Raw genomic sequence first — 19,303 nt, forward strand, 5'->3', positions numbered from 1 at the left:
GGACGCGGTCCGGACGAGCTACGCGACCGGGACCTTCTCCAGGGTGACTTCTTCGTCGCCGTCGGCGCTCACGACGGCACCGGCGGCGCCGTCCTCGTGGGGGACGGCGGCCTGCTTGCGCGGCAGCGCGAACATCACCGCGAAGATCACGACGAGGACGGCGACCACCCACCACAGCGCGCTGCGGAAGGCCTCGACGTACGGCGGCCCGAAGACCGTGTCGTTCTCGATCACGCCGAAGTAGACGACCGAGGTGAGGCCGAGGCCGAGCGCGTTGCCCATCTGGCCCGTGCTGTTGATCAGGCCGGAAGCGGAGCCGGCGTGCTCGCGCGGCACCTCGGAGAGGACCGAGTCGGTCAGCGGCGCCACGATCAGGCCCATGCCGACGCCCATCACCACCAGCGGGGCGGCCATCTGCCAGGAGGCGATGCCCATGCCGTAGTGCTGCGACTCCCAGATGTAGAGGAGCAGGCCCGCGGCCATGGTCAGGGCGCCCGCCTGGAGCACCTTGCGGCCGAAGCGCGGCACCAGCTTCTGCACGGAGAGGCCCGCGGCGGCCGAGACGGCGATCGAGAAGGGGATGCCGGTGGTGCCCGCGCGCAGCGCGCTCCAGCCGAGGCCCATCTGCATGTACAGCGTCCAGACGAGGAAGAAGATGCCGGTGGCGACGCCGAAGGTGAGCTGGACGGCGATGCCGGCCGCGAAGCTCTTGACCTTGAACAGGGACAGCTCGACGAGCGGCGAACCGTCCTTGCGGATCTTGTACTTCTCGTACGCGATGAACCCGGCGATCAGGAACGGGACCGCGCCCATGCACAGGAAGCCCCACAGCGGCCAGTCGTTCTCGCGGCCCTGGGTGAGGGGGTAGATCAGCATGACCATGCCGGCGGTGGCGATGAGGACGCCGACCAGGTCGAGGCGCAGGGCGTTGGGCGCCTTGGACTCGGTGATGAACTTGCGGCCGAGGAGCACGCCCGCGATGCCGACCGGCAGGTTGATCAGGAAGATCGGCCGCCATTCGAGGCCGAAGAGGTTCCACTCGGTGAGCAGCGCGCCGAGCATGGGACCGGAGACGGCGCCGAGGCCGACGATCGCGCCGAACATGCCGAAGACCTTGCCGCGCTCGTGCGGCGGGAAGGTGACGTGGATGATGGCCAGCACCTGCGGGACCATCATGGCGGCCATCGCGCCCTGGAGCAGCCGCGACGAGACGAGCATGGCCGGGTTGGCGGCGATCCCGCACAGCAGCGAGGCGGCGGTGAAGCCGGCGATGCCGAGGAGGAAGAGGCGCTTGCGGCCGTAGATGTCACCGAGGCGGCCACCGGTGATCAGGCCGGCGGCGAAGGCGAGCGCGTAGCCCGCGGTGATCCACTGGATGGCGCTGGTCGAGGCGTGCAGGTCGCCCCGCATGCTGGGTATCGCGATGTTGACGATCGTGACGTCGACCAGGTCCATGAAGGCCGCGGTCATGACGATGGCGAGCGCCAGCCAGCGGCGGCGGTCGGCCTTGGCGTCCAGTGGGGTCTCGCCCCATTCCTCGGCTACCGGCGCCGTCGGGGGCGCTGCCGCTGGTTCGGGCCCGGTCTCGTTCTCGGGCGATGTCTTGGAGGTCTCCGTGCTCATGAGGAGAAACCTAGACGGCATGTAGGTCAGGTGGTGTCCTATTTCCCTGGCAGTGTGGACGCCATGACCGACACCCCGGCACGGCTGCTGACCCTGCTGTCCCTCCTCCAGACGCCCCGCGAATGGCCGGGCAGCGAGCTGGCGGGCCGGCTCGGCGTCAGTGCGCGGACCATCCGGCGCGACATCGACCGGCTGCGGGACCTGGGGTACCCGGTCGAGGCCACGCTGGGCGCGGAGGGCGGGTACCGGCTGGTGGCGGGGGCGGCGATGCCGCCGCTGGTCCTGGACGACGAGGAGGCGGTGGCCATCGCGGTCGGGCTGCGGGCCGGGGCCGGGCACGCGATCGACGGGGTCGAGGAGGCGTCCGTACGGGCGCTGGCCAAGCTGGAGCAGGTGCTGCCCTCGCGGCTGCGGCACCGGGTGGGCACGCTGCAGTCCGCCACGGTCGCGCTGACGCGGGGGGACGGTGCCAGCATCGACCCGCGGACGCTGACGGCGATCGCGTCGGCGACGGCGGGGCGGGAGCGGCTGCGGTTCGCCTACCGGGCGCGGGACGGGGCCGGTACGCGGCGGCTGGTGGAGCCGAACCGGCTGGTCAGCACCGGGTGGCGGTGGTACCTGGTTGCCTTCGACCTGGACCGGGACGACTGGCGGACCTTCCGGGTGGACCGGGTGAGCGAGCCGTTCGCGACGGGGGCCCGGTTCGCTCCGCGGGAGCTGCCGATGGACGCGGTGGCGTTCGTGGAGCGGGGGCTGCGGGGCGGGCCCGCGCAGACGTACGACGTGGAGCTGCGCTTCGCGGTTTCGCCGGAGGCGGTACCGGCGTGGGTGGGCGCGGCCGAGGCCGAGGCCGACGGGGTCGGCGGGTGCCGCGTCCGGTTCGCCTGTGGCGACGCACCGGAATGGCTGGCGGCCCGACTCGCCCTGACGGGCCTCCCGTTCACGGTCGTGTCCCCGCCGGCCCTGGCGGAAACGGCGCGGTCGCTGGGGGCGCGGCTGCTGTCGGCGGGGTCGGGGACCCCTGGCCCGCCGGACGCCGCCGGCCTGCCGGACGCTCCCGGCCCGCCGGCCACCTCTAGCCCGCCCGGCGTTTGAGGGCCCGCCGGAGGCAGCAGCGGCCCAGGACGGCCTGACGGCCGACATCCCGGGCTCCGCCCGGACCCGCGCCTCAAACGCCGGCGGGGCTGGGGGTGGTCCCGGCGAGGCTGGGGTGCCCCGGGACCGAGGGCCCACATCCAGCCCGAGGGCCACCTCCAGCCCGCCCGGCGATTGAGGGCACGCCGGAGGCAAAAGGCGTGCGGGGGGGACGGGGAAGCCCCGGCACCTTGGGGGGGTAGGCGCCGGGGCGGTATGGGGGAAGGGGGCCGGGGTTAGGCCACCGCGTCGAAGCCCGTGTCGCGGGCCATCCGCTTCAGCTCCAGCAGCCCGTGCTTCTCGATCTGCCGGATCCGCTCGCGCGTCAGCCCGTGCCGCTTGCCGACCTCCGTCAGCGTCCGCTCCCGGCCGTCGTCGATCCCGTACCGCATCTTGATGATCGACGCGGTGCGCTGGTCGAGCTTGGCGATCAGCTCCTCCAGCTCCTCGCTCCGCAGCAGCGACATGACCGACTGCTCCGGCGAGACGGCGGAGGTGTCCTCCAGCAGGTCCCCGAACTGGGTGTCGCCCTCGTCGTCGACCGCCATGTTCAGGCTGACCGGGTCGCGCGCCCAGTCCAGGACGTCGCCGACGCGCTTCTCGGTCGTGTCCAGCTCGGCGGCGATCTCGGCGTGCTCCGGGTCCCGGCCGTTCTCCCGGTTGAACTCGCGCTGCACCCGGCGGATGCGGCCCAGCTCCTCGACGAGGTGCACGGGCAGGCGGATCGTGCGGGACTGGTCGGCGATGGAGCGGGTGACGGCCTGGCGGATCCACCACGTGGCGTACGTGGAGAACTTGAAGCCCTTCGCGTAGTCGAACTTCTCGACCGCGCGCACCAGCCCCGCGTTGCCCTCCTGGATCAGGTCCAGCAGGGGCAGGCCGCTGCGCGGATAGCGCCGCGCCACCGCGACGACCAGGCGCAGGTTGGAGCGGATGAAGACTTCCTTGGCCCGCTCGCCCTCGGCGGCGAGCGCCTCCAGCTCCTGCGGGGTGGGGAGCGGACGGAGCCCGTCCGCCTCCCTCTCTATCCGGCCGTCGAGGATCTGCTGGGCGTACACGCCCGCCTCGATGATCTGGGACAGCTCGACTTCTTTCGCCGCGTCGAGCAGCGGGGTGCGCGCGATCTCGTCCAGGTACATGCCGACCAGGTCGCGATCGGCGATCTCCCCGCCCACGGCGCGCGCGCTGCCGGAACTGGAGGACTGACGACGGGCGACGGCGCGGGTTGCCATGCGTGCTCCCTTGCGATGAGTTCGGTCGCGGTACTGCGGCTCCTACTGGGCCGGACACTCTCCCGAGTGCCCGCATCCGAAGGAAACAACGACTGGAATCGGGACAGAATTCCCGTGGCGCGTCCTTTTTTCGAGATCTTGCAGTATCCTGCCCCGCCACGAACGCGCGCAGGGCAGTGCGCGGCGGCGTCGGATCCCGCGGAGGTGCAGGTCAGGCCGGGGACGGGAGCCTGCCCCGCACCCCGCCGCCTTCCGCCGGGACGGCCCGCCCCACGCCGGGTGAGACAGCCGTCACACGTGTCGGCGTACCCCCGGCACACGTGTCGGCGTACCGCCCGGCGCACGTGTCGGCGTACCCCCGGCCCGTGCGTCCGTAGCCCTTCTGCCCTGAAGACGGCCCGGCACCGCATCTGGTTGCCTGCGCGGATGACCGGATTGCCGGATACGCGCCCGAAGACGACGGAGGCCCCCGCCCCGTTCTGGTGAACGGGGCGGGGGCCTTCGGTCATTCCGCGGTCGTGCCCCGCGCGGCGGCGGGTCCCCGGGTCAGTGGGCGATGACCGGGATCCGGGCCTCGGCCTCGGCATCCGCGCCCTCACCGGCGGCCGCGGCCCCGGTGTCGGGACGGCCCGTGTTGATCAGGGTCAGCGCGATGAGCGAACTGGCGACGAGGATGCCGACCGCCCACCAGATCGCCGAGGAGTAGCCCTCGACCATGGCGCGGGCCTGCACCAGCTTGGCGGCCGCGCCGCCACCGGCCGCTTCGGCGGCGTGCGCGGTCAGGTACGCCGTGGTGGCGGAGGCGGCGATCGTGTTCAGCAGCGCGGTACCGATCGCACCGCCGACCTGCTGCGAGGTGTTGACCATCGCGGAGGCCACGCCGGCGTCGGCCGGGTTCACCCGGTACGTCGCCAGCGACATCGCCGGCATGAACGCGGAGCCCATGCCGAGGCCCAGCAGCAACTGCGCCGGAAGGATGAGCGCGGGGTAGGACGAGTCCACTTCCAGCTGCGTCAGCAGCAGCATGCCGGAGGCGGCGACCAGGAAGCCGGGGCCCATCAGCAGCCGCGGCGGGACGCGGGTCATCAGCCGGGCGCCGATCTGGGTGGAACCCGTGATCATGCCCACGATCATCGGCAGGAAGGCGAAGCCGGTCTTGACCGGCGAGAAGCCCTTCACGACCTGGAGGTAGTAGGTCAGGAAGAGGAACAGGCCGAACATCGCGATGACGGCCAGGCCCAGCGAGAGGTACACACCGCCGCGGTTGCGGTCCATCAGGACGCGCAGCGGCAGCAGCGGGGACTTCACCTTGGACTCGACGAGGACGAAGGCGCCGAGCAGGACGACGGAGCCGACGAAGAGGCCCACGGTGAGCGGGTCGGTCCAGCCGTTCGCCTCGGCGCGGGTGAACCCGTACACGAGGGAGACGAGACCGAGGGTGGAGAGGACCACGCCGGGGATGTCGAGGGCGGACCGGTTGCGCGTGCCCGCGGGCTCACGGATGACCAGCCAGGCGCCGACGGCCGCGATGATCGCGAAGGGGATGTTGACGAAGAAGGTCCAGCGCCAGTTCAGGTATTCGGTGAGGAATCCGCCGAGGATCAGGCCGACGGCGCCGCCGCCGCCCGCGATCGCACCGTAGATGCCGAAGGCCTTGGCCCGCTCCTTGGCGTCGGTGAACATCACCGCGAGGAGGGAGAGCGCGGCGGGCGCGAGGAGCGCGCCGAAGGCGCCCTGGAGGGCGCGGGCGCCCAGCATCATCGCTTCGCCGTTCGCGGCGCCGCCCAGCGCGGAGGCCAGGGCGAAGCCGATGAGGCCGACGACGAAGGCGTTCTTGCGGCCCCACAGGTCGGCGATGCGGCCGCCGAAGAGGAGGAGACCGCCGAAGGCGAGGGCGTAGGCGGTGATGACCCACTGGCGGTTGCCGTCGGAGATCCCGAGGTCCTGCTGGGCGGACGGCAGGGCGATGTTCACGATGGTCGCGTCGAGGACGACCATCAGCTGCGCCAGGGCTATGAAGACCAGCGCCCGCCAGCGACTGGGGTCGGCCTGCGGCAGGCTCGCGGCTGTTTTGGACATGGAGGTACCCACTTCACGGTGCGGAATGACTTAAAGGTGCGGAATGACTCGAAAAGAAAAGATGGCGTTCCGGGCGGCGAGCCCGACGCTGAACCGGCGCGGCCCGGGCGTCACATGGTCTTCCGCCTCAGGTCTTCGAGCGTGGCGGGGGAACCCGGCAGCTCGGATCGGCCCGGAGCGCGCAGCCCGTCCAGGAAGAGCTGGAGGTGCCGGTGCGCGAAGCGGTCCGCGTCCAGGCAGACGATGCCGGGCAGCGGGCGGCTGAGCTGCGAGAGCGCGACCATGAGATCGCCGACGGCGATGTCGGTGCGCACCAGCCCGGTGCGCTGCCCCACCGCCAGGAGTTGCTGGACGGCCGACTCCAGGACGTCGCGCGCGGCCAGGAGTTCGGGGTCCTCGCGGTCGAAGTCCCCGCCGAGCATGGGGCAGAGGGCGCCGATCCGCTCGTCGGCGGCGGCGTGCGTGAAGCGGCAGAGCGCTTCGAAGGCGTCGATGGCTTCGGCGACTTCGGCGACTTCGGTGGTGCCACCGGTGCGCGTCGCGGCCAGCGAGTCCTCGGCATGGGCGGCGACCCGGTCCATGACGAAGAGCACGACCTGGTGGACGAGGTCCGACCGCTCGGGGAAGTGCCGGTAGAGGGTGGCGTTGCCGATGCCCGCGCGCCGCGCGATCTCGTCCAGCGGGGCCTGCGCCCCGAACTCGACGAACATCTCACGGGCGGCCAGCAGGATCCGCTCCCGGTTGCGCACGGCGTCGGCGCGCGGCCGCGGCACCCGCTCGCCGGTGGCGGACGCGGCGCACCGCGCGGGCGCCAGGGCCCGCGACAGGTCCGGCAGGGCGGCCGGAGCCGCCGGCTCCGCGGACGGGGCAGTCGACGAACGCTTCACTCCTGGCCTCCCTGACGTCGTAGGTCCGATGCTGCGTCGTAACCGGGGAGCCAGTCCCCGCTTACGTCCACCCCCGTGCAAACGGGGATTCGGTCCCCGCTTATTTCACCCTCCCGTGTGACCTGAGACACACCCCCTTCGGTGCTCCGTGCCCGGATGGCCGCTCCCGGCGGGCGGGCGCGTCGTACCCGTCGGAGGGTGAGCGAACAGAGCGCAGACCGGACCCGGCCGGCTGCCGCGGAGCCGAAGGCGCTGTCCATGCCGCAGACCCGCCACCGGATACGCACACCCCGTCGCGCGAGCGCCTACATCGGCCTCACCGTCGTCGCCATAGGCATCTCGGCGACCGCGAGCGTCGGTATATCCGGCCGGGCGCACACCGCCGCCGGTCCGTCGGCCGCGTCGAACGAATCGGCCCTCGCGCCCTGCCGGATCTCCGGAGCCATGGGCGTGCAGATGTCCGAGGGCCTGCCGACGGCGCCCGGGTACTCCCGCTCGACCGGGGAGGTCCGGGCACTGAACCTGATGATCGACTTCCCGGACGCCAAGGGCGAGGGCTCGGCCCTCGACCGGCTGGCCGAGTTCTTCCCGCAGACCTCCGACTGGTTCCGCACCAGCTCGTACGGGCGGCTCAGCTACAAGCCCGAGGCTCCGATACGCGGCTGGCTGCGGATGCCGATGCCGTTCGCGGCGTACGGCATCGAACGCGGCTCCGCCTACGAGCCCGGCTACCGCCAGCTCGTCGAGCACATAGCCCGCGCCGCCGACCCCAAGGTGGACTTCAGCCGGTACGACCTGATCAACGTCCTGGTCACGCCGAACGCCGGCCCCTCCGCCCTCGACACCGTGCTCTCGGTGACCTTCTCCGGCAACGGCGAGGCGCCGATGGCGGACGGCGTGCCGCTCGCGAACACGTCCTTCGTCTACAGCCGCCAGGACGACGGCTCCGGCTCCTACCGCGAGACGGGCTACCGGGTGCTGCCGCACGAGAACGGCCACGTCTTCGGGCTCCCCGACCTCTACACCCAGGACGGCGGCGGCGCGGTCGGCCACTGGGACATCATGAGCGAGGACTGGGGCGCCGGGAACGACCTGCTGGGCTGGCACAAGTGGAAGCTCGGCTGGCTGGACGCGAACCAGATCAGCTGCGCCGCCAAGTCCGGCACGAGCGACCACGTCCTGACCCCGCTCGCCGTCGAGGGCGGCACCAAATTGGCCTTCGTGCCGACCTCCGAGAGCGCGGGCTACGCCGTCGAGGTGCGCACCCAGGCCGGGAACGACGAGGCCGTCTGCAAGCCGGGGGTCCTCATCTACAAGGTGGACTCCGAGGTGGACACCGGCCGCGGCCCGGTCACCGTCGCCGACAGCGAGGCCGCGAGCGGCGGCTGCACCCGGCGCTCCAACGTGCACGGCGAACTCTCGGACGCGCCGTACAAGCCGGGCGAGACCTTCACCGACGAGGCGGCGGGCATCAGCATTTCGGTGGTCGGCGAGCTGCGCACCGGCGGCTACCAGGTGCGCATCACGCGGCCGTAGGCGCGTGCGTCCCCGCGGCCGTAGGCGCGTGCGTCCCCGCCGCGCGACCGGCGGGGCGGGGCGCGTACGTCCGTCGCGCGACCGGCTGGGCGCGGACCTACGCTGATGATGCGGACATACTGGGATGCCGCTGATGCCGTGATGCCGCGGATGACGTGATGACGTGATGACGTGGGCTCGCGCGGATGATGTCGCCCTGGCCGTCGGCCGACAGGAGGCCGTGCAGCGCGGTTCGCGTACTCCAACACCAACCTGATCCTGCTCGGCCTGGTGGTGGAGAAGATCACCGGGCGGCCGCTGCACGACGTCATCGCCAATGACGTACTGGCCCCGGCCGGGCTCCACCGCACGCTCTTCCCGACCGGCGCCGAGTTCCCCGACCCCCACGCGCACGGTTACACCGAGCAATCCACCCCGGCGGGCAAGACCGAAGGGGTCGTGGACGCCACCGGCCGGAACCCGTCGTGGAGCTGGGCCGCGGGCACGATGATCTCCGATCTGCGGGACCTGCGCAGCTGGGCCCGCACCCTCGCCACCGGCGCCCTGCTGACGCCCGCGACCCAGGCCGAGCGCCTGAAGACCACCCCGACCGGCATCCCCGGCGCGGGCTACGGGCTGGGCATCTTCGACGTCCAGGGCTGGATCGGGCACAACGGCTCGATCCCGGGGTACGAAAGCCTGACGGTCCACCTTCCGCAGGCCGGGGCCACCCTGGTCGTCCTCCTCAACACCGACGTCCCGCACGCGGGAAAGGAGCCGACCGCCTTCTTCGGCGAGGCGCTGACCGCCATCGCCACCCCAGCGCACGTGTACCCGGGCCACCCGCCGTCCGTACCGAAGAGCGGCTGAGGGCGCGGGCCGTCACGAGGCGGGGCGAGCATGGCCCCGGCGCGTCAGGCGACGGCGCCTATCCGGCCGACCACGGGCGCGGGGCCGTCGTGGTGGATCGGTGTGTGGGCGCCGGTGAGGGCGCGTCCGCTGCCGCCGCGCCGACTGGCGACGATCTCCGCCGCGATGGACAGCGCGGTCTCCTCCGGGGAACGCGCCCCCAGATCCAGACCGATGGGCGAACGCAGCCGAGCCAGCTCCCGCTCGGTCACACCCACCTCCCGCAGCCGCGCGTTGCGGTCCTCGTGCGTACGCCGCGAACCCATCGCACCCACATAGGCCACGGGCAGCCGCAGCGCCAGTTCCAGCAGCGGTACGTCGAACTTCGCATCGTGCGTCAGCACGCACAGCACCGTACGGGCGTCCACACCCGTGGACGCCAGATACCGGTGCGGCCAGTCCACCACGATCTCGTCGGCCTCGGGGAAACGGTTCCGCGTGGCGAACACCGGCCGCGCGTCACACACCGTCACGTGGTAGCCGAGGAACTTCCCCACCCGCACCAGAGCCGAGGCGAAATCGATCGCCCCGAACACGATCATCCGCGGCGCCGGCACGCTCGACTCCACCAGCACGGTGACCGGACGCCCGCACAGCCCACCGTCGGCGCCCACCTCCAGCGTCCCGGTCCGCCCCGCGTCCAGCATGGCGCGAGCCTCCTCGGCGACCGTGCGGTCCAGCTCGGGACGGCCCTTGAGCGTGCCCTCGTACGCACCGTCCGCGCGCACCAGCAGCGCGCGCCCCATCAGCTCGGCCGGCCCCTCGGCGACCCGGGCGACCGCAGCCGCCTCACCCCGGGCAGCGCCGGCCAATGCGGCCTCGAAAACCGCCCGGGCGGGACTGCCCACCAGAACGGGGGTGACCAGGACATCAATGACCCCACCGCAGGTCAGACCCACCGCGAAGGCATCGTCGTCGCTGTACCCGAAGCGCTCCAGAACGGTCTCCCCGTCCTCCAGCGCCTGCCGGCACAGCTCGTACACCGCACCCTCCACGCACCCACCGGATACGGAACCGATCGCGGCCCCCGCACCGTCGACGGCGAGCGCCGCCCCCGGCTGCCGCGGCGCACTCCCCCCGACCGCCACGACGGTGGCGACGGCGAAATCCCGCCCCTGCCCGACCCACCGGTGCAGTTCTTCGGCGATGTCCAGCATGCACGGTCTCCGGTCTACGACAGAGGGACACTCCCGCCCCCACCCTCCCCCAGCCCACCCGGTTCCGCGAGCAACGAGCCCACACCGCGCACGACTTCACGACGTCGACGATCCGCAGCGCGCGGAAGCCGAACGGCCCGGCTCCGTAAGCTGAGCGCACCGACGGGGGAACACGAAGGCGAGTGATGCGGGTGCAGGGGGATCAGCGGCCGTCCGTGCGGTCCGCGCGGGCGTGGGAGACGGTGCCCGCCGTGCGCAAGGTGCTCGGCGTCATCCACAACGTCACCTCCGCGACCCGGCTGCTGGATCTCCTCGCGGTGTTCGAGGGGGACCCGCGCGTGGCGGTGGTGTTCACCTGCACCGGGTCATCGGCCTTCGGCAACGGGATCGCCGAGTTCATCGCCGACCACGAACTGAGTTTCCTGCCGTGGGAGCAGGCTCGGGACCGGGGTGCGGAATTCCAGTTGGCGATGAGCACCAGCCGGGGCGGCCCGCTGGAAGAAATCACCGCCCCGCTCATCGGCTGCGCCCACGGCGCCGGGTACAACAAGAAACTCAGCAAGGATCCGGGAGCGGGAGCAGGCGTCGAGGGCGCCGGGAGCGGACCCGCGCCCACCCCCGGAAGCGGCCCCCGCACCCGCTCCGAGGCCTTCGGCCTCTCGGCCGAATGGCTCCTGCACGACGGCCTCCCCATCCCCTCCGCCATCGCGCTCTCCCACGATGAACAGCTGGCCCGCCTGCGCCACGGCTGCCCCGAAGCCCTTCCCCGCGCCCGCGTTATCGGCGACCCGGTCGTCGACGAACTCCGGGCCTCGCTCCCGTTCCGCCGGGAATACCGATCGGTCCTCGGCATCCGGCCGGAGCAGAAACTCCTGCTGGTCACCTCCACCTGGGGGCCGCATTCCCTCCTCGGCTTCTCCTTCGGGCTGGCCGAACGCGCGCTCGCCGAATTGCCCCAGGACGAATACCGGGTGCTCGCCGCGATCCATCCCAATGCCTGGTACGAACACGGCGGCCACCAGATCCGCAACTGGCTCGGCGCGGCCCTGCGCGCCGGGCTGATCCTGCCCCACCCCGCCGGGCCCACGTGGAAGGCCGCGCTCTGCGCCGCCGACGCCTACGTCGGCGATCACGGGAGCCTCTCCCTCTACGCGGCCGCCCTCGGCCTGCCCGGCCTGCTGGCCGCCTTCGACGAGGACGCCGTCGCGCCCGGCTCACCCATGGCCTGGCTGGGCCGGACCCTGCCCCGGGTCTGCGGCGACCGCCCGCTGGGTCCCCAACTGGAGCGCGCCGTACGCCTCCCCGACGCCGCCGCACGGGTCACGTCACGCCCCGGCGAGGCCCTGGGCCTCCTGCGCGGCCTCTGCTACGAGCACCTGGGCCTCGCCGAACCGGCCGCGCCCTGCCCGCCGCGCCCGGTGCCGCTGCCCGTGCTCCCGCCCGCCGCGCGCTCGCCGCTGCGCGCGGCCCGGTACGTCGACGCCCGCCTCGAGGACACCCGCTCCGGCGCGCTGGTGACCGTACGGCGCTACCCCGCCGAGGTGCAGGGGCGCATCGACGCGCACCTGGGCGAGGGCGCGCACCTGGTGGCGGACGAGGCCGAGACCGACCCGCGCCGGCGCGACCTCGCCGAGATCCTGCTGGCCCGCGGTTCCACCCCCGCCGAACTGTTCGCCCGCCACCCGGCCTGCGCGCTGGTCGTCACGGAGGACGCCCTCCTGTGCCTGCGCGACGGCCGCTGCTACGCCGCCCGCGGGCCGGACCCCGCGGCGGCCGCCTCCGCACTCCTGGCCCTGGTCACGCAAGGTCGTACCCCCGAGGGCGAGTTCACCCTCCGCCTCGGCGGCGCGGAGTCACCCCTCACCCTGCTCCCGATCGACGGGTCCGATCGGCCGCGCGCCCGCCCTGCCCCGCAACCCCTGCGGTAGCGTGCGCAGTTGATTGTTGATCAACGAGCGGGATGCTCCGCACACAGGGGGACGGGCATGGAAATGGACCAGGAAGCGCGTCACGCAGCGCCCAGCGCAGGGCGTCACATCGCGTTCGAGCGGCTGCACAACTTCCGTGACCTGGGCGGCTACCGTGCCGCGGACGGGCGCGTCGTCGCCTGGGGGCGGCTCTACCGCGCCGATTCGCTCGGAAAGCTCGCCGGGGACGACTGGAAGCGGTTCCTGGACCTCGGCATCCGCACCGTCATCGACCTGCGCTACCCCTGGGAGATCGACGCCAAGGGCCGTGTGCCGGAGGCCGGGCGCTTCACCTACGCCAACTTCAGCATCGAGCACCGCCCCTACGACCAGGCGGAGATCGACCCCGCCCTCGACCCGTGGCGCTACCTCGCCGACCGGTTCGCCGAGGTCGCCGAGGACGGCGCCGCCGAGATCCGGCAGGCGATCGAGCTGATCGCCGAAGACCCCGGCCCCACCGTGTTCCACTGCACCTCCGGCAAGGACCGTACGGGCCTCATCGCCGCCCTCGTCCTCACCCTGCTCGGCGTCGGCGAGGAGCAGATCCTCGCCGACTTCGCCCTCACGGAGCTCGCCACCGACCGCCTCGCCGCGGACTGGCGCGCCGCCCACCCGGACCGCACCCTGAACTGGCCCTCCTACGGCCGGGCCCCCGCCAAGATCATGGAACTGGTCCTCGCGGACCTGACCACCCGCCACGGCTCGGTCCGGGCCTACCTCACCGACCGCGTGGGCATCACCGAAACCACCGCCACCACCCTGCGCACCCGCCTGCTGACCCCGTAACCCGGGGCGCGGATCCCAGGGCCCCATGCCGGAGCGCTACCGCTCCGGCACCTGGCCCGGCTCGTCCGCGATGCCGCGGGCGGCGATGGCCACGGAGGTCACCGGTGTTCCGGTCCTTCCCCACGGGCCGTCCTTGAGGAGGACCGTGCGCTCGCCCAGGAGGCGCGTGGTCGCCGGGTCGAAGATCCACTCGGTCCGCTCGGCATTGTGCACACGGGCGACCGCGACGCCCGTACGGCCGAGCGCGTCCGTCGACTCGGGAACGAGCACGACGCCCGGGATGCGGGCGGCGGCGCGGTAGAGGGCGGCGCTCAGCCCGGGCGGGGCCTCGACCGTCCGCAGCAGGTCGCCGATGGCGACGAAGGCTTCCTGGTCGGGGCCGGTGGTCGAGCCGGAGCCTTCGCCGTGGTTCCGTCGGGCGTCGGCGTAGATCAGCTCCAACAGCCGGTCGGGGTCGGTCGGGAGGCTCTCCAGGAAGCGGTAGGTGGGGTGGTTGATGTTCGCCTTGACCGCACCTGCCGCCGGGTCCGTCGAGGTGCCCCGGGCGGTGCGCGTGAGCGTGCCGCCCGCTCCGTCCACGGGTACCCAGCGCTCCGCCGATTCGTCGGTGGGGGCGGCTGCCATCCCGCCGTTCGCCGTCTCGGACAGGGACGTGGAGTGTCCGACCGTCCTCGTGTAGAGGAACTGCCCGTCGCGCACGGTCGGAGCGGGGGCCGCCTGCGCCGCCAGCGCCGCGCGGTCCAGCAAGCGCACGGCCGCCGGTTCGGTCCGTACCGCGGCGGGGTGCTCGCCGGGCCCGCTCACGCCGAGGGTGACGGCCGCCATCGCCGCGCATGCCGCGGCGCCCGCGGCGGCGGCCAGGACCAGCCGACGGCGGTACCGCGCCCGGTCGGAGCGGGCCTCCTCCGCAGCCGCCCCCATCGCCCCCATCGCCCCCGTCTCCCCCGTCTCCCGCATCAGGTGCTCCCCGATCCGGTGGTGCCCGTGGAACGGCAGGTCCTCATCCGCGATGCCGGGCAAGCGCCGGAGCACGTCCAGGGACTCGTCCGGACCGCCTCTCGGGTCATCGGTGGCGTTCACAGGTTCCCCCTCCCTGACACAGTTTCGGGACCCGGTGCCCCGGTGGTGCCGGTGCGTCGCGAGGCCGGCGGCTCCTGCGGCGGATCCGCCGCGAGCTTGCGCAGCCGGGCCCGCGCGCGCGAGAGCCGGGAGCGCACGGTCCCCACCGGCACCCCGCACACCCGCGCCACCTCCTCCTGGCTGAGCCCGGACCACACGCACAGCAGGAGGATCTCCCGGTCCGCGCTCCTGAGCCGTTTCAGGGCCGCGAGGGCGGCCGCCGCCCGGGCCGTGTCGGTGAGCCGGGACACGACCCCCTCCGCCGGGTCGGGCACGAGGTCCGGCGGCGGAAGGCGGTCCATGGCGCGGCGGTGACGGCGCGCCGCCCTCCGGCTGTTGCGCATGACGTTCGTCGCGACGCCGAAGAGCCACGCCCGCGGGCTGCCGACGTCGTCGAGCGTCTCGCGCAGCCGCCACGCTTCGAGGAAGGTGAGGGAGACGATGTCCTCGGCGCCCGCCACGTCTGCGGTCATGCGCACGGCGTGCGCGTACACCGCCCGGGCGTGGGCCGCGTACAGGTCCGCGAACAGTTGGGGGTCCACGCTGAGTAGTGTCCGCACGGCCCGCCCCGTTGCATGTGCTCCACCTCACGTCGGCGGGGGAAGGATGCGGGGGAAGGGGGCGCCGCCGCAAGGACGGTGGGTCCGGACGCGTACCGCTCGTGGTGCGGTCCGGCCGCCCGCCATTGCCCCGGCGGAGCGCCCCGCCGATCCGCTACCCTGTCCCTGGGCTGCCCGCCTTCGTTCGCCTTCGTAGCTCAGGGGATAGAGCACGGCTCTCCTAAAGCCGGTGTCGCAGGTTCGAATCCTGCCGAGGGCACGTATGAGGAAGACCCCCCGACCGTTCGCGGTCGGGGGGTCTTCGCGTGGGGCGGCCGCCGGGGCGGTTCAGGGGGGTGGGGCCGGAGTTGGGGGTGTGGGTGGGGTGAGGGTGACGCGGGCTTCGGCGCCGCCCTCGGGGCGGTTCGTGAAGGTCAGGGTGGCGGACAGGGCGCGGGCCTGACCCGCGGCGATGGTCAGGCCCAGGCCGTGGCCCTTGTTCATGCCCTCCGTGCGGAACCGCTGCGGTCCGCTCGTCAGCAGGTACTCGGGGTAGCCCGGGCCCTCGTCCGTCACCGTCAGCGTGGCGCCGTCCACCGTGACCGTGACCGGGGCCGCCCCGTGTTTGTGGGCGTTCGCGATCAGGTTGCCCAGGATGCGCTCGACGCGGCGGCGGTCGGTCTCCACCAGGTGGGCGGACAGGACGCGCAGGCGGGTGTCCGTGCCCGAGGCGCGGATCGTACGGGCCGCCAGCTCGGCGAGGTCGTACGCGTCCAGCTCCGGGCGCTCGCTGCGGGTGTCCAGCCGGGATATCTCCAGCAGGTCCTCCGTCAGCGCGCGCATGGCCTGCACCCGGTCCCGTACGAGTTCGGCGGGGCGGCCCGGCGGGAGGAGTTCGGCGGCGGCGTTGAGGCCGGTCAGCGGGGTGCGCAGTTCGTGGGCGACATCGGCGGTGAAGCGGCGTTCCGCTTCCAGTTTGCGCTGGAGGGACGCCGCCATGATGTCGAGGGCGCCCGAGACGGCCGCGACCTCGTCCCGGGTCCGCGCCGAGTCCTCGACGCGCGCGTCGAGATCGCCCGCGCTGATCCGGCGGGCGACCTGGGCGGTCTGGTGGAGCCGGCGGGTGATGCGGGTGACGCCGAGGGCGCCCATGAGCAGGGTGCCGCCGATGGCGAGGACCGAGGAGCCGAGGATGGCGCGGTCGAGATCGACGATGGTCTGCTCACTGGCGCTGTAGTCGACCGCGGCGGCGATCACGCCGCCGCGGTCGGCGGGGCCGGCCGCCCACATGACCGGCTTGTTGCGGAGTTCGCCGACGAGGGTGCCGCGCCGCCCGTCCGCCGCGTAAGCGCGCAGCTCGGCGGGCAGGGCCGTGGGGTCGACGCCCTCGCCGCGCGGGGTGCGCGTGCCGGTCTCGTACGCCTCGGTGATCCGGTCGAGGCGGTCGAGGGCCTTCTCGCGGGCGGTGCCGATGGTCTGGTCGGTCATGGCGCTGTGCACGAGGCCGCCGAGGAGCGCGGCGAGCCCGCAGCACATGCAGGTGATGAAGACCGCCGCTTTCCAGGTGAGCGTCGCCGTCCACACCGGGAGCCGCAGCCGCAGACGGCTGCCCGAGGTACGCGGGGCGCCCGGGGTGTCCGGCGACGCGGTGGGGGTGCCGGTCATGGCGCGACTCCGGGGCAGAGCGGGGGCGGACGGGGGCGGTGCCCCCGTGACACCTGAAAGGTTACGAGGGTCATGTTCTGGCCGGCCCTCGGCCACGTAACAGTTGGCCGGACACCCGCGCGCGAAGGCGTGAAGAAGCCCTCCCGGCACCTGTGCCGGAAGGGCTTCCGAGCGCGAGCCGCGCGCTCTCGTCCACCAGGGTGGTCAGGTCCCCGGACCCCTCAGCTGAGGCCCCTGCTGCGCTCTCCGATGCGGTCGCCCTGTGGGGTGCCGGCCCGCTTCAGGGCCGCCTTCGTGTGCGCTCCGCCCTTCACCTTGCTCCGCAGTTCGCCTTCGTAGCCGTGGCCCGGCCCCTTGGGGGCCTGCGGCATCTCCAGCGCCTTGGCGACCGCCGTACGGAAGTCCTGCTTCTGCTCTTCGCTCATCCCGCCGTCAACTCCCTCGGGAAGCATCCATTCGGCTCTTCGGCCCATCGGCCCGCCCCTCCACCACCTGGAGGACCGGACCTGAATCGGACCTATGGGGATCGTATGCAGATATGAGGATGAACGCACCCCAGCGGACGGGACCGATCCCGACGGACCGGACTTCATCCCGGCGGACCGGCCCTCGCCTCGGCGGACGGCACCTACGGAAGCTCCGGCGTCCCCACCGCCGCGCGGACCAGTTCCTCCGGGCAGGGCGTCCCCCGCGGCAGCTGGTACTTCGCCGCCACCCGGTACTCCCCGGGCGCCGGGGCCAGCAGCTCGGTCCATACGTCGCCCGACGCGTCCGGCTCCGCCTTGAACAGGCAGCCGACCGTGTTCGCGTACTCCTTCGGCACCTTCGCGGCGCCCTTGGGAGCCGCCGCGCCGCGGGCCTTCGAGGCCTCCGTCTCCTGCGGCGGCTCCACCGGCTTGCCCGCCGCGTCGACCAGGCCCAGCCACGGCGAGTGCGGGATCCGCACCAGCACGCGGCCGGGCTGCCGTACGTCGACCACCAGCTGGTCCGCGCCCGCGCGGACCACCGTCGCCGGGCCGGAGACCAGCGCGGTCGGCCGGTCGACCTTGAACAGCTGCCAGTTCGCGTCGCCCCACACCTGCTGGAGGTACGGCAGCCCGTCCCGCACGAGTTTCGCCTCGGCCTCGCCCCCCTTGTCGGGTTTGTCGGCGGGCAGCACCACGTAGTGCACGGCCCAGCGCTCCAGCCAGCTCCGGTAGGTCTCGGCGGTGAGCGTGTCGTCGTAGAAGACGGGGTTGCGCTCCAGGTCGGCCTGCCGGTTCCAGCCGCGGGCCAGGTTCACGTACGAGGGGATCGCCGAGGATTCGCGGTGGCTGCTGGCCGGGACCACCTCCACCCGGCCGCGGTCGGCGCCCGCCTTCTGCAGCTGGTCGATCAGCGGGGCCAGCTCGCGGTTCCAGGAGGCCAGGGGGGTGGTGCGGACGATGTCCTGCACGCTGTTCGTGGTGATCCAGGCGGTCACGCCGACGACGGCCAGCACCAGCGCGTAGCGGCGGCGCGAACGCGGGAGGGCGTGCGGGAGGGCCGCGACCAGGACGGCGCCGGCGAAGAGCATCGCGAGGCGGGTGACGTTCGAGCCGATCTGCGAATCGATCGCCCAGGTCAGGAAGACGCCGCAGGCGTAGACGGCCGCGGCGATCCGGACCGTCTTCCACCGCTTCGGTACGAGGACCGCGATCAGCACGCCGAACACGAACGGCAGCCAGGCCGACCCCACCCCCATCGGCTGGGTCCCGGAGAAGGGGAACAGCCACGCCGACAGCCCGACCACGGCCACCGGGGGCAGCCCGATGGCGTACGCGCCCGGGCGTCGGCCGCTCAGGAACAGGGCGGCCGCGATCACCCCGAGGAAGAGCCCGGCCACCGGGCTGGAGGCGGTCGCGAGCGCGGCCAGCACGGCGGCGACCGCTGCCTTGGCCCAGCGCCGCTCGGCCCACTTGCGGGGCCAGCAGAAGGCCGCGGCGACCGCGCCCAGCGCGAACATCACCCCGAGGCCGAAGGTCACCCGGCCGGACACCGCGTTGCAGAAGAGCCCGTACACGCCCGCGAGGGCGGGCCACAGCGGGTGCGCCACGGAGCCCCGGCAGCGGGTCAGGACCAGCGCGAGCAGGGCGGCGGAGACGGTTCCGGCGATCATCATCGTCGTGCGGACGCCGAGGACGTGCATGAGGTACGGCGAGACGACGCTGTAGGACACCGGGTGCATGCCGCCGTACCAGGCGAGGTTGTACGCGGAATCCGGGTGACGGCCGACGAACTCGGCCCAGGCGTCCTGGGCGGCCAGGTCGCCGCCGCTGTTCGCGAAGCTGAAGAACCAGGCGACGTGGAGGAGGGCCGCGAGGGCGGTCGTCACGCCGATCGGGTGACGGTGGCCGAAGGCGAGCGCGTCCCGGCAGCGGAGCCGCAGGGTGCGCCGCCGTCCCGGGCGGCCGGACGCGGGGCTCGGCTCCGGGGCCGGGGCCGCGCCCCGGCCCCGAGCGGCGTCAGGGTCCGCGCCGCCGGTCGGTATGCCGGTTTCCCCGGCGGCACCCCCGGCGCCGCTCGCAGCACCCCCGGCGCCGCTCGCGGCGCCACCCGCGGCGCCACCCGCGGCGTCGCCGGCGTCCCGGCCGTGCTCCCGGCCCTGCGTTTCTTTCCGGCCCCGCTCAGCGGTGGTCACTGCCGCACTCCCCACACGTCCGTCCTGTGCCA

14 protein-coding genes, 1 tRNA gene and 1 pseudogene are annotated in these 19,303 nt (G+C 73.1%); 6 read left to right on the forward strand and 10 right to left on the reverse strand.

All coding sequences use genetic code 11. From position 1 onward, the window contains the following. Positions 1–18: 18 nt before the first annotated feature. Complete coding sequence (locus tag AC0693_RS29015; protein WP_478743149.1) at positions 19–1,623, reverse strand: MFS transporter; 1,605 nt, start codon at positions 1,621–1,623, stop codon at positions 19–21. A gap of 63 nt (positions 1,624–1,686) precedes the next feature. Between AC0693_RS29015 and AC0693_RS29020 the strand changes: the two genes are divergently transcribed. Beyond that, positions 1,687–2,718, forward strand: coding sequence for a helix-turn-helix transcriptional regulator (locus AC0693_RS29020; RefSeq protein ID WP_478803283.1), 1,032 nt, complete (start codon positions 1,687–1,689; stop codon positions 2,716–2,718). 275 nt (positions 2,719–2,993) lie between these two features. Here the strand turns inward: AC0693_RS29020 and AC0693_RS29025 are convergent, their stop codons facing one another. The 3 genes from AC0693_RS29025 to AC0693_RS29035 form a co-directional block, all read right to left on the reverse strand. Next, positions 2,994–3,989, reverse strand: a complete 996-nt coding sequence (locus tag AC0693_RS29025) for a sigma-70 family RNA polymerase sigma factor (protein ID WP_469334248.1) — start codon at positions 3,987–3,989, stop codon at positions 2,994–2,996. A 546-nt stretch (positions 3,990–4,535) separates the two neighbouring features. Then, positions 4,536–6,068 carry an MFS transporter gene (locus AC0693_RS29030; RefSeq protein WP_478803284.1) on the reverse strand — a complete coding sequence of 511 codons (1,533 nt, stop codon included), beginning with the start codon at positions 6,066–6,068 and terminating at the stop codon, positions 4,536–4,538. 110 nt (positions 6,069–6,178) lie between these two features. Next, entirely contained in the window at positions 6,179–6,883 is a 705-nt protein-coding gene (locus AC0693_RS29035) for a TetR/AcrR family transcriptional regulator (RefSeq protein ID WP_478803342.1), read from the reverse strand. 330 nt (positions 6,884–7,213) lie between these two features. On the opposite strand from AC0693_RS29035, the gene AC0693_RS29040 reads away from it, so the two are divergent. Both AC0693_RS29040 and AC0693_RS29045 read left to right on the forward strand, forming a co-directional pair. Beyond that, a complete protein-coding gene (locus AC0693_RS29040; protein WP_478803343.1) occupies positions 7,214–8,491 on the forward strand; it encodes a M6 family metalloprotease domain-containing protein in 1,278 nt (425 codons plus the stop codon). A 225-nt stretch (positions 8,492–8,716) separates the two neighbouring features. Beyond that, positions 8,717–9,340 (forward strand): annotated as a pseudogene (locus AC0693_RS29045) (serine hydrolase domain-containing protein); the annotation flags it as partial. A 44-nt stretch (positions 9,341–9,384) separates the two neighbouring features. On the opposite strand, the gene AC0693_RS29050 reads toward AC0693_RS29045, so the two are convergent. Then, complete coding sequence (locus AC0693_RS29050) at positions 9,385–10,536, reverse strand: XdhC family protein (RefSeq protein ID WP_478803285.1); 1,152 nt, start codon at positions 10,534–10,536, stop codon at positions 9,385–9,387. A gap of 251 nt (positions 10,537–10,787) precedes the next feature. Here AC0693_RS29050 and AC0693_RS29055 point away from each other — a divergent pair, with 251 nt between their 5' ends. Then, positions 10,788–12,464 (forward strand): hypothetical protein, encoded by a 1,677-nt coding sequence (locus tag AC0693_RS29055; protein ID WP_478803286.1) that lies wholly within the window; start codon positions 10,788–10,790, stop codon positions 12,462–12,464. 57 nt (positions 12,465–12,521) lie between these two features. Next, positions 12,522–13,289 (forward strand): tyrosine-protein phosphatase, encoded by a 768-nt coding sequence (locus AC0693_RS29060; protein ID WP_478803287.1) that lies wholly within the window; start codon positions 12,522–12,524, stop codon positions 13,287–13,289. A gap of 36 nt (positions 13,290–13,325) precedes the next feature. On the opposite strand, the gene AC0693_RS29065 is transcribed toward AC0693_RS29060, so the two are convergent. Both AC0693_RS29065 and AC0693_RS29070 read right to left on the reverse strand, forming a co-directional pair. After that, positions 13,326–14,369: a CU044_5270 family protein gene (locus AC0693_RS29065; protein WP_478803288.1), complete on the reverse strand. Its 1,044-nt coding sequence runs from the start codon at positions 14,367–14,369 to the stop codon at positions 13,326–13,328. Continuing rightward, positions 14,366–14,950 (reverse strand): RNA polymerase sigma factor, encoded by a 585-nt coding sequence (locus tag AC0693_RS29070; RefSeq protein ID WP_478803289.1) that lies wholly within the window; start codon positions 14,948–14,950, stop codon positions 14,366–14,368. Before AC0693_RS29070 ends, AC0693_RS29065 begins: the two co-directional genes overlap by 4 nt. Before the next feature lie 204 nt (positions 14,951–15,154). On the opposite strand from AC0693_RS29070, the gene AC0693_RS29075 reads away from it, so the two are divergent. Then, positions 15,155–15,227, forward strand: a tRNA-Arg gene (locus AC0693_RS29075). A 68-nt stretch (positions 15,228–15,295) separates the two neighbouring features. On the opposite strand, the gene AC0693_RS29080 is transcribed toward AC0693_RS29075, so the two are convergent. The 3 genes from AC0693_RS29080 to AC0693_RS29090 all read right to left on the reverse strand — a co-directional run bounded on the left by AC0693_RS29080 (position 15,296) and on the right by AC0693_RS29090 (position 19,271). Next, on the reverse strand, positions 15,296–16,612 hold the full coding sequence (locus tag AC0693_RS29080; RefSeq protein ID WP_478803290.1) for a sensor histidine kinase: 1,317 nt from the start codon (positions 16,610–16,612) through the stop codon (positions 15,296–15,298). Positions 16,613–16,833: 221 nt separating this feature from the next. Further along, positions 16,834–17,037 carry a hypothetical protein gene (locus AC0693_RS29085; protein WP_356411674.1) on the reverse strand — a complete coding sequence of 68 codons (204 nt, stop codon included), beginning with the start codon at positions 17,035–17,037 and terminating at the stop codon, positions 16,834–16,836. A gap of 203 nt (positions 17,038–17,240) precedes the next feature. Next, a complete protein-coding gene (locus tag AC0693_RS29090; RefSeq protein WP_478803291.1) occupies positions 17,241–19,271 on the reverse strand; it encodes an MFS transporter in 2,031 nt (676 codons plus the stop codon). Between the last annotated feature and the right edge of the window lie 32 nt (positions 19,272–19,303).

The sequence above is a fragment of the Streptomyces sp. NPDC043876 genome, assembly GCF_056435825.1.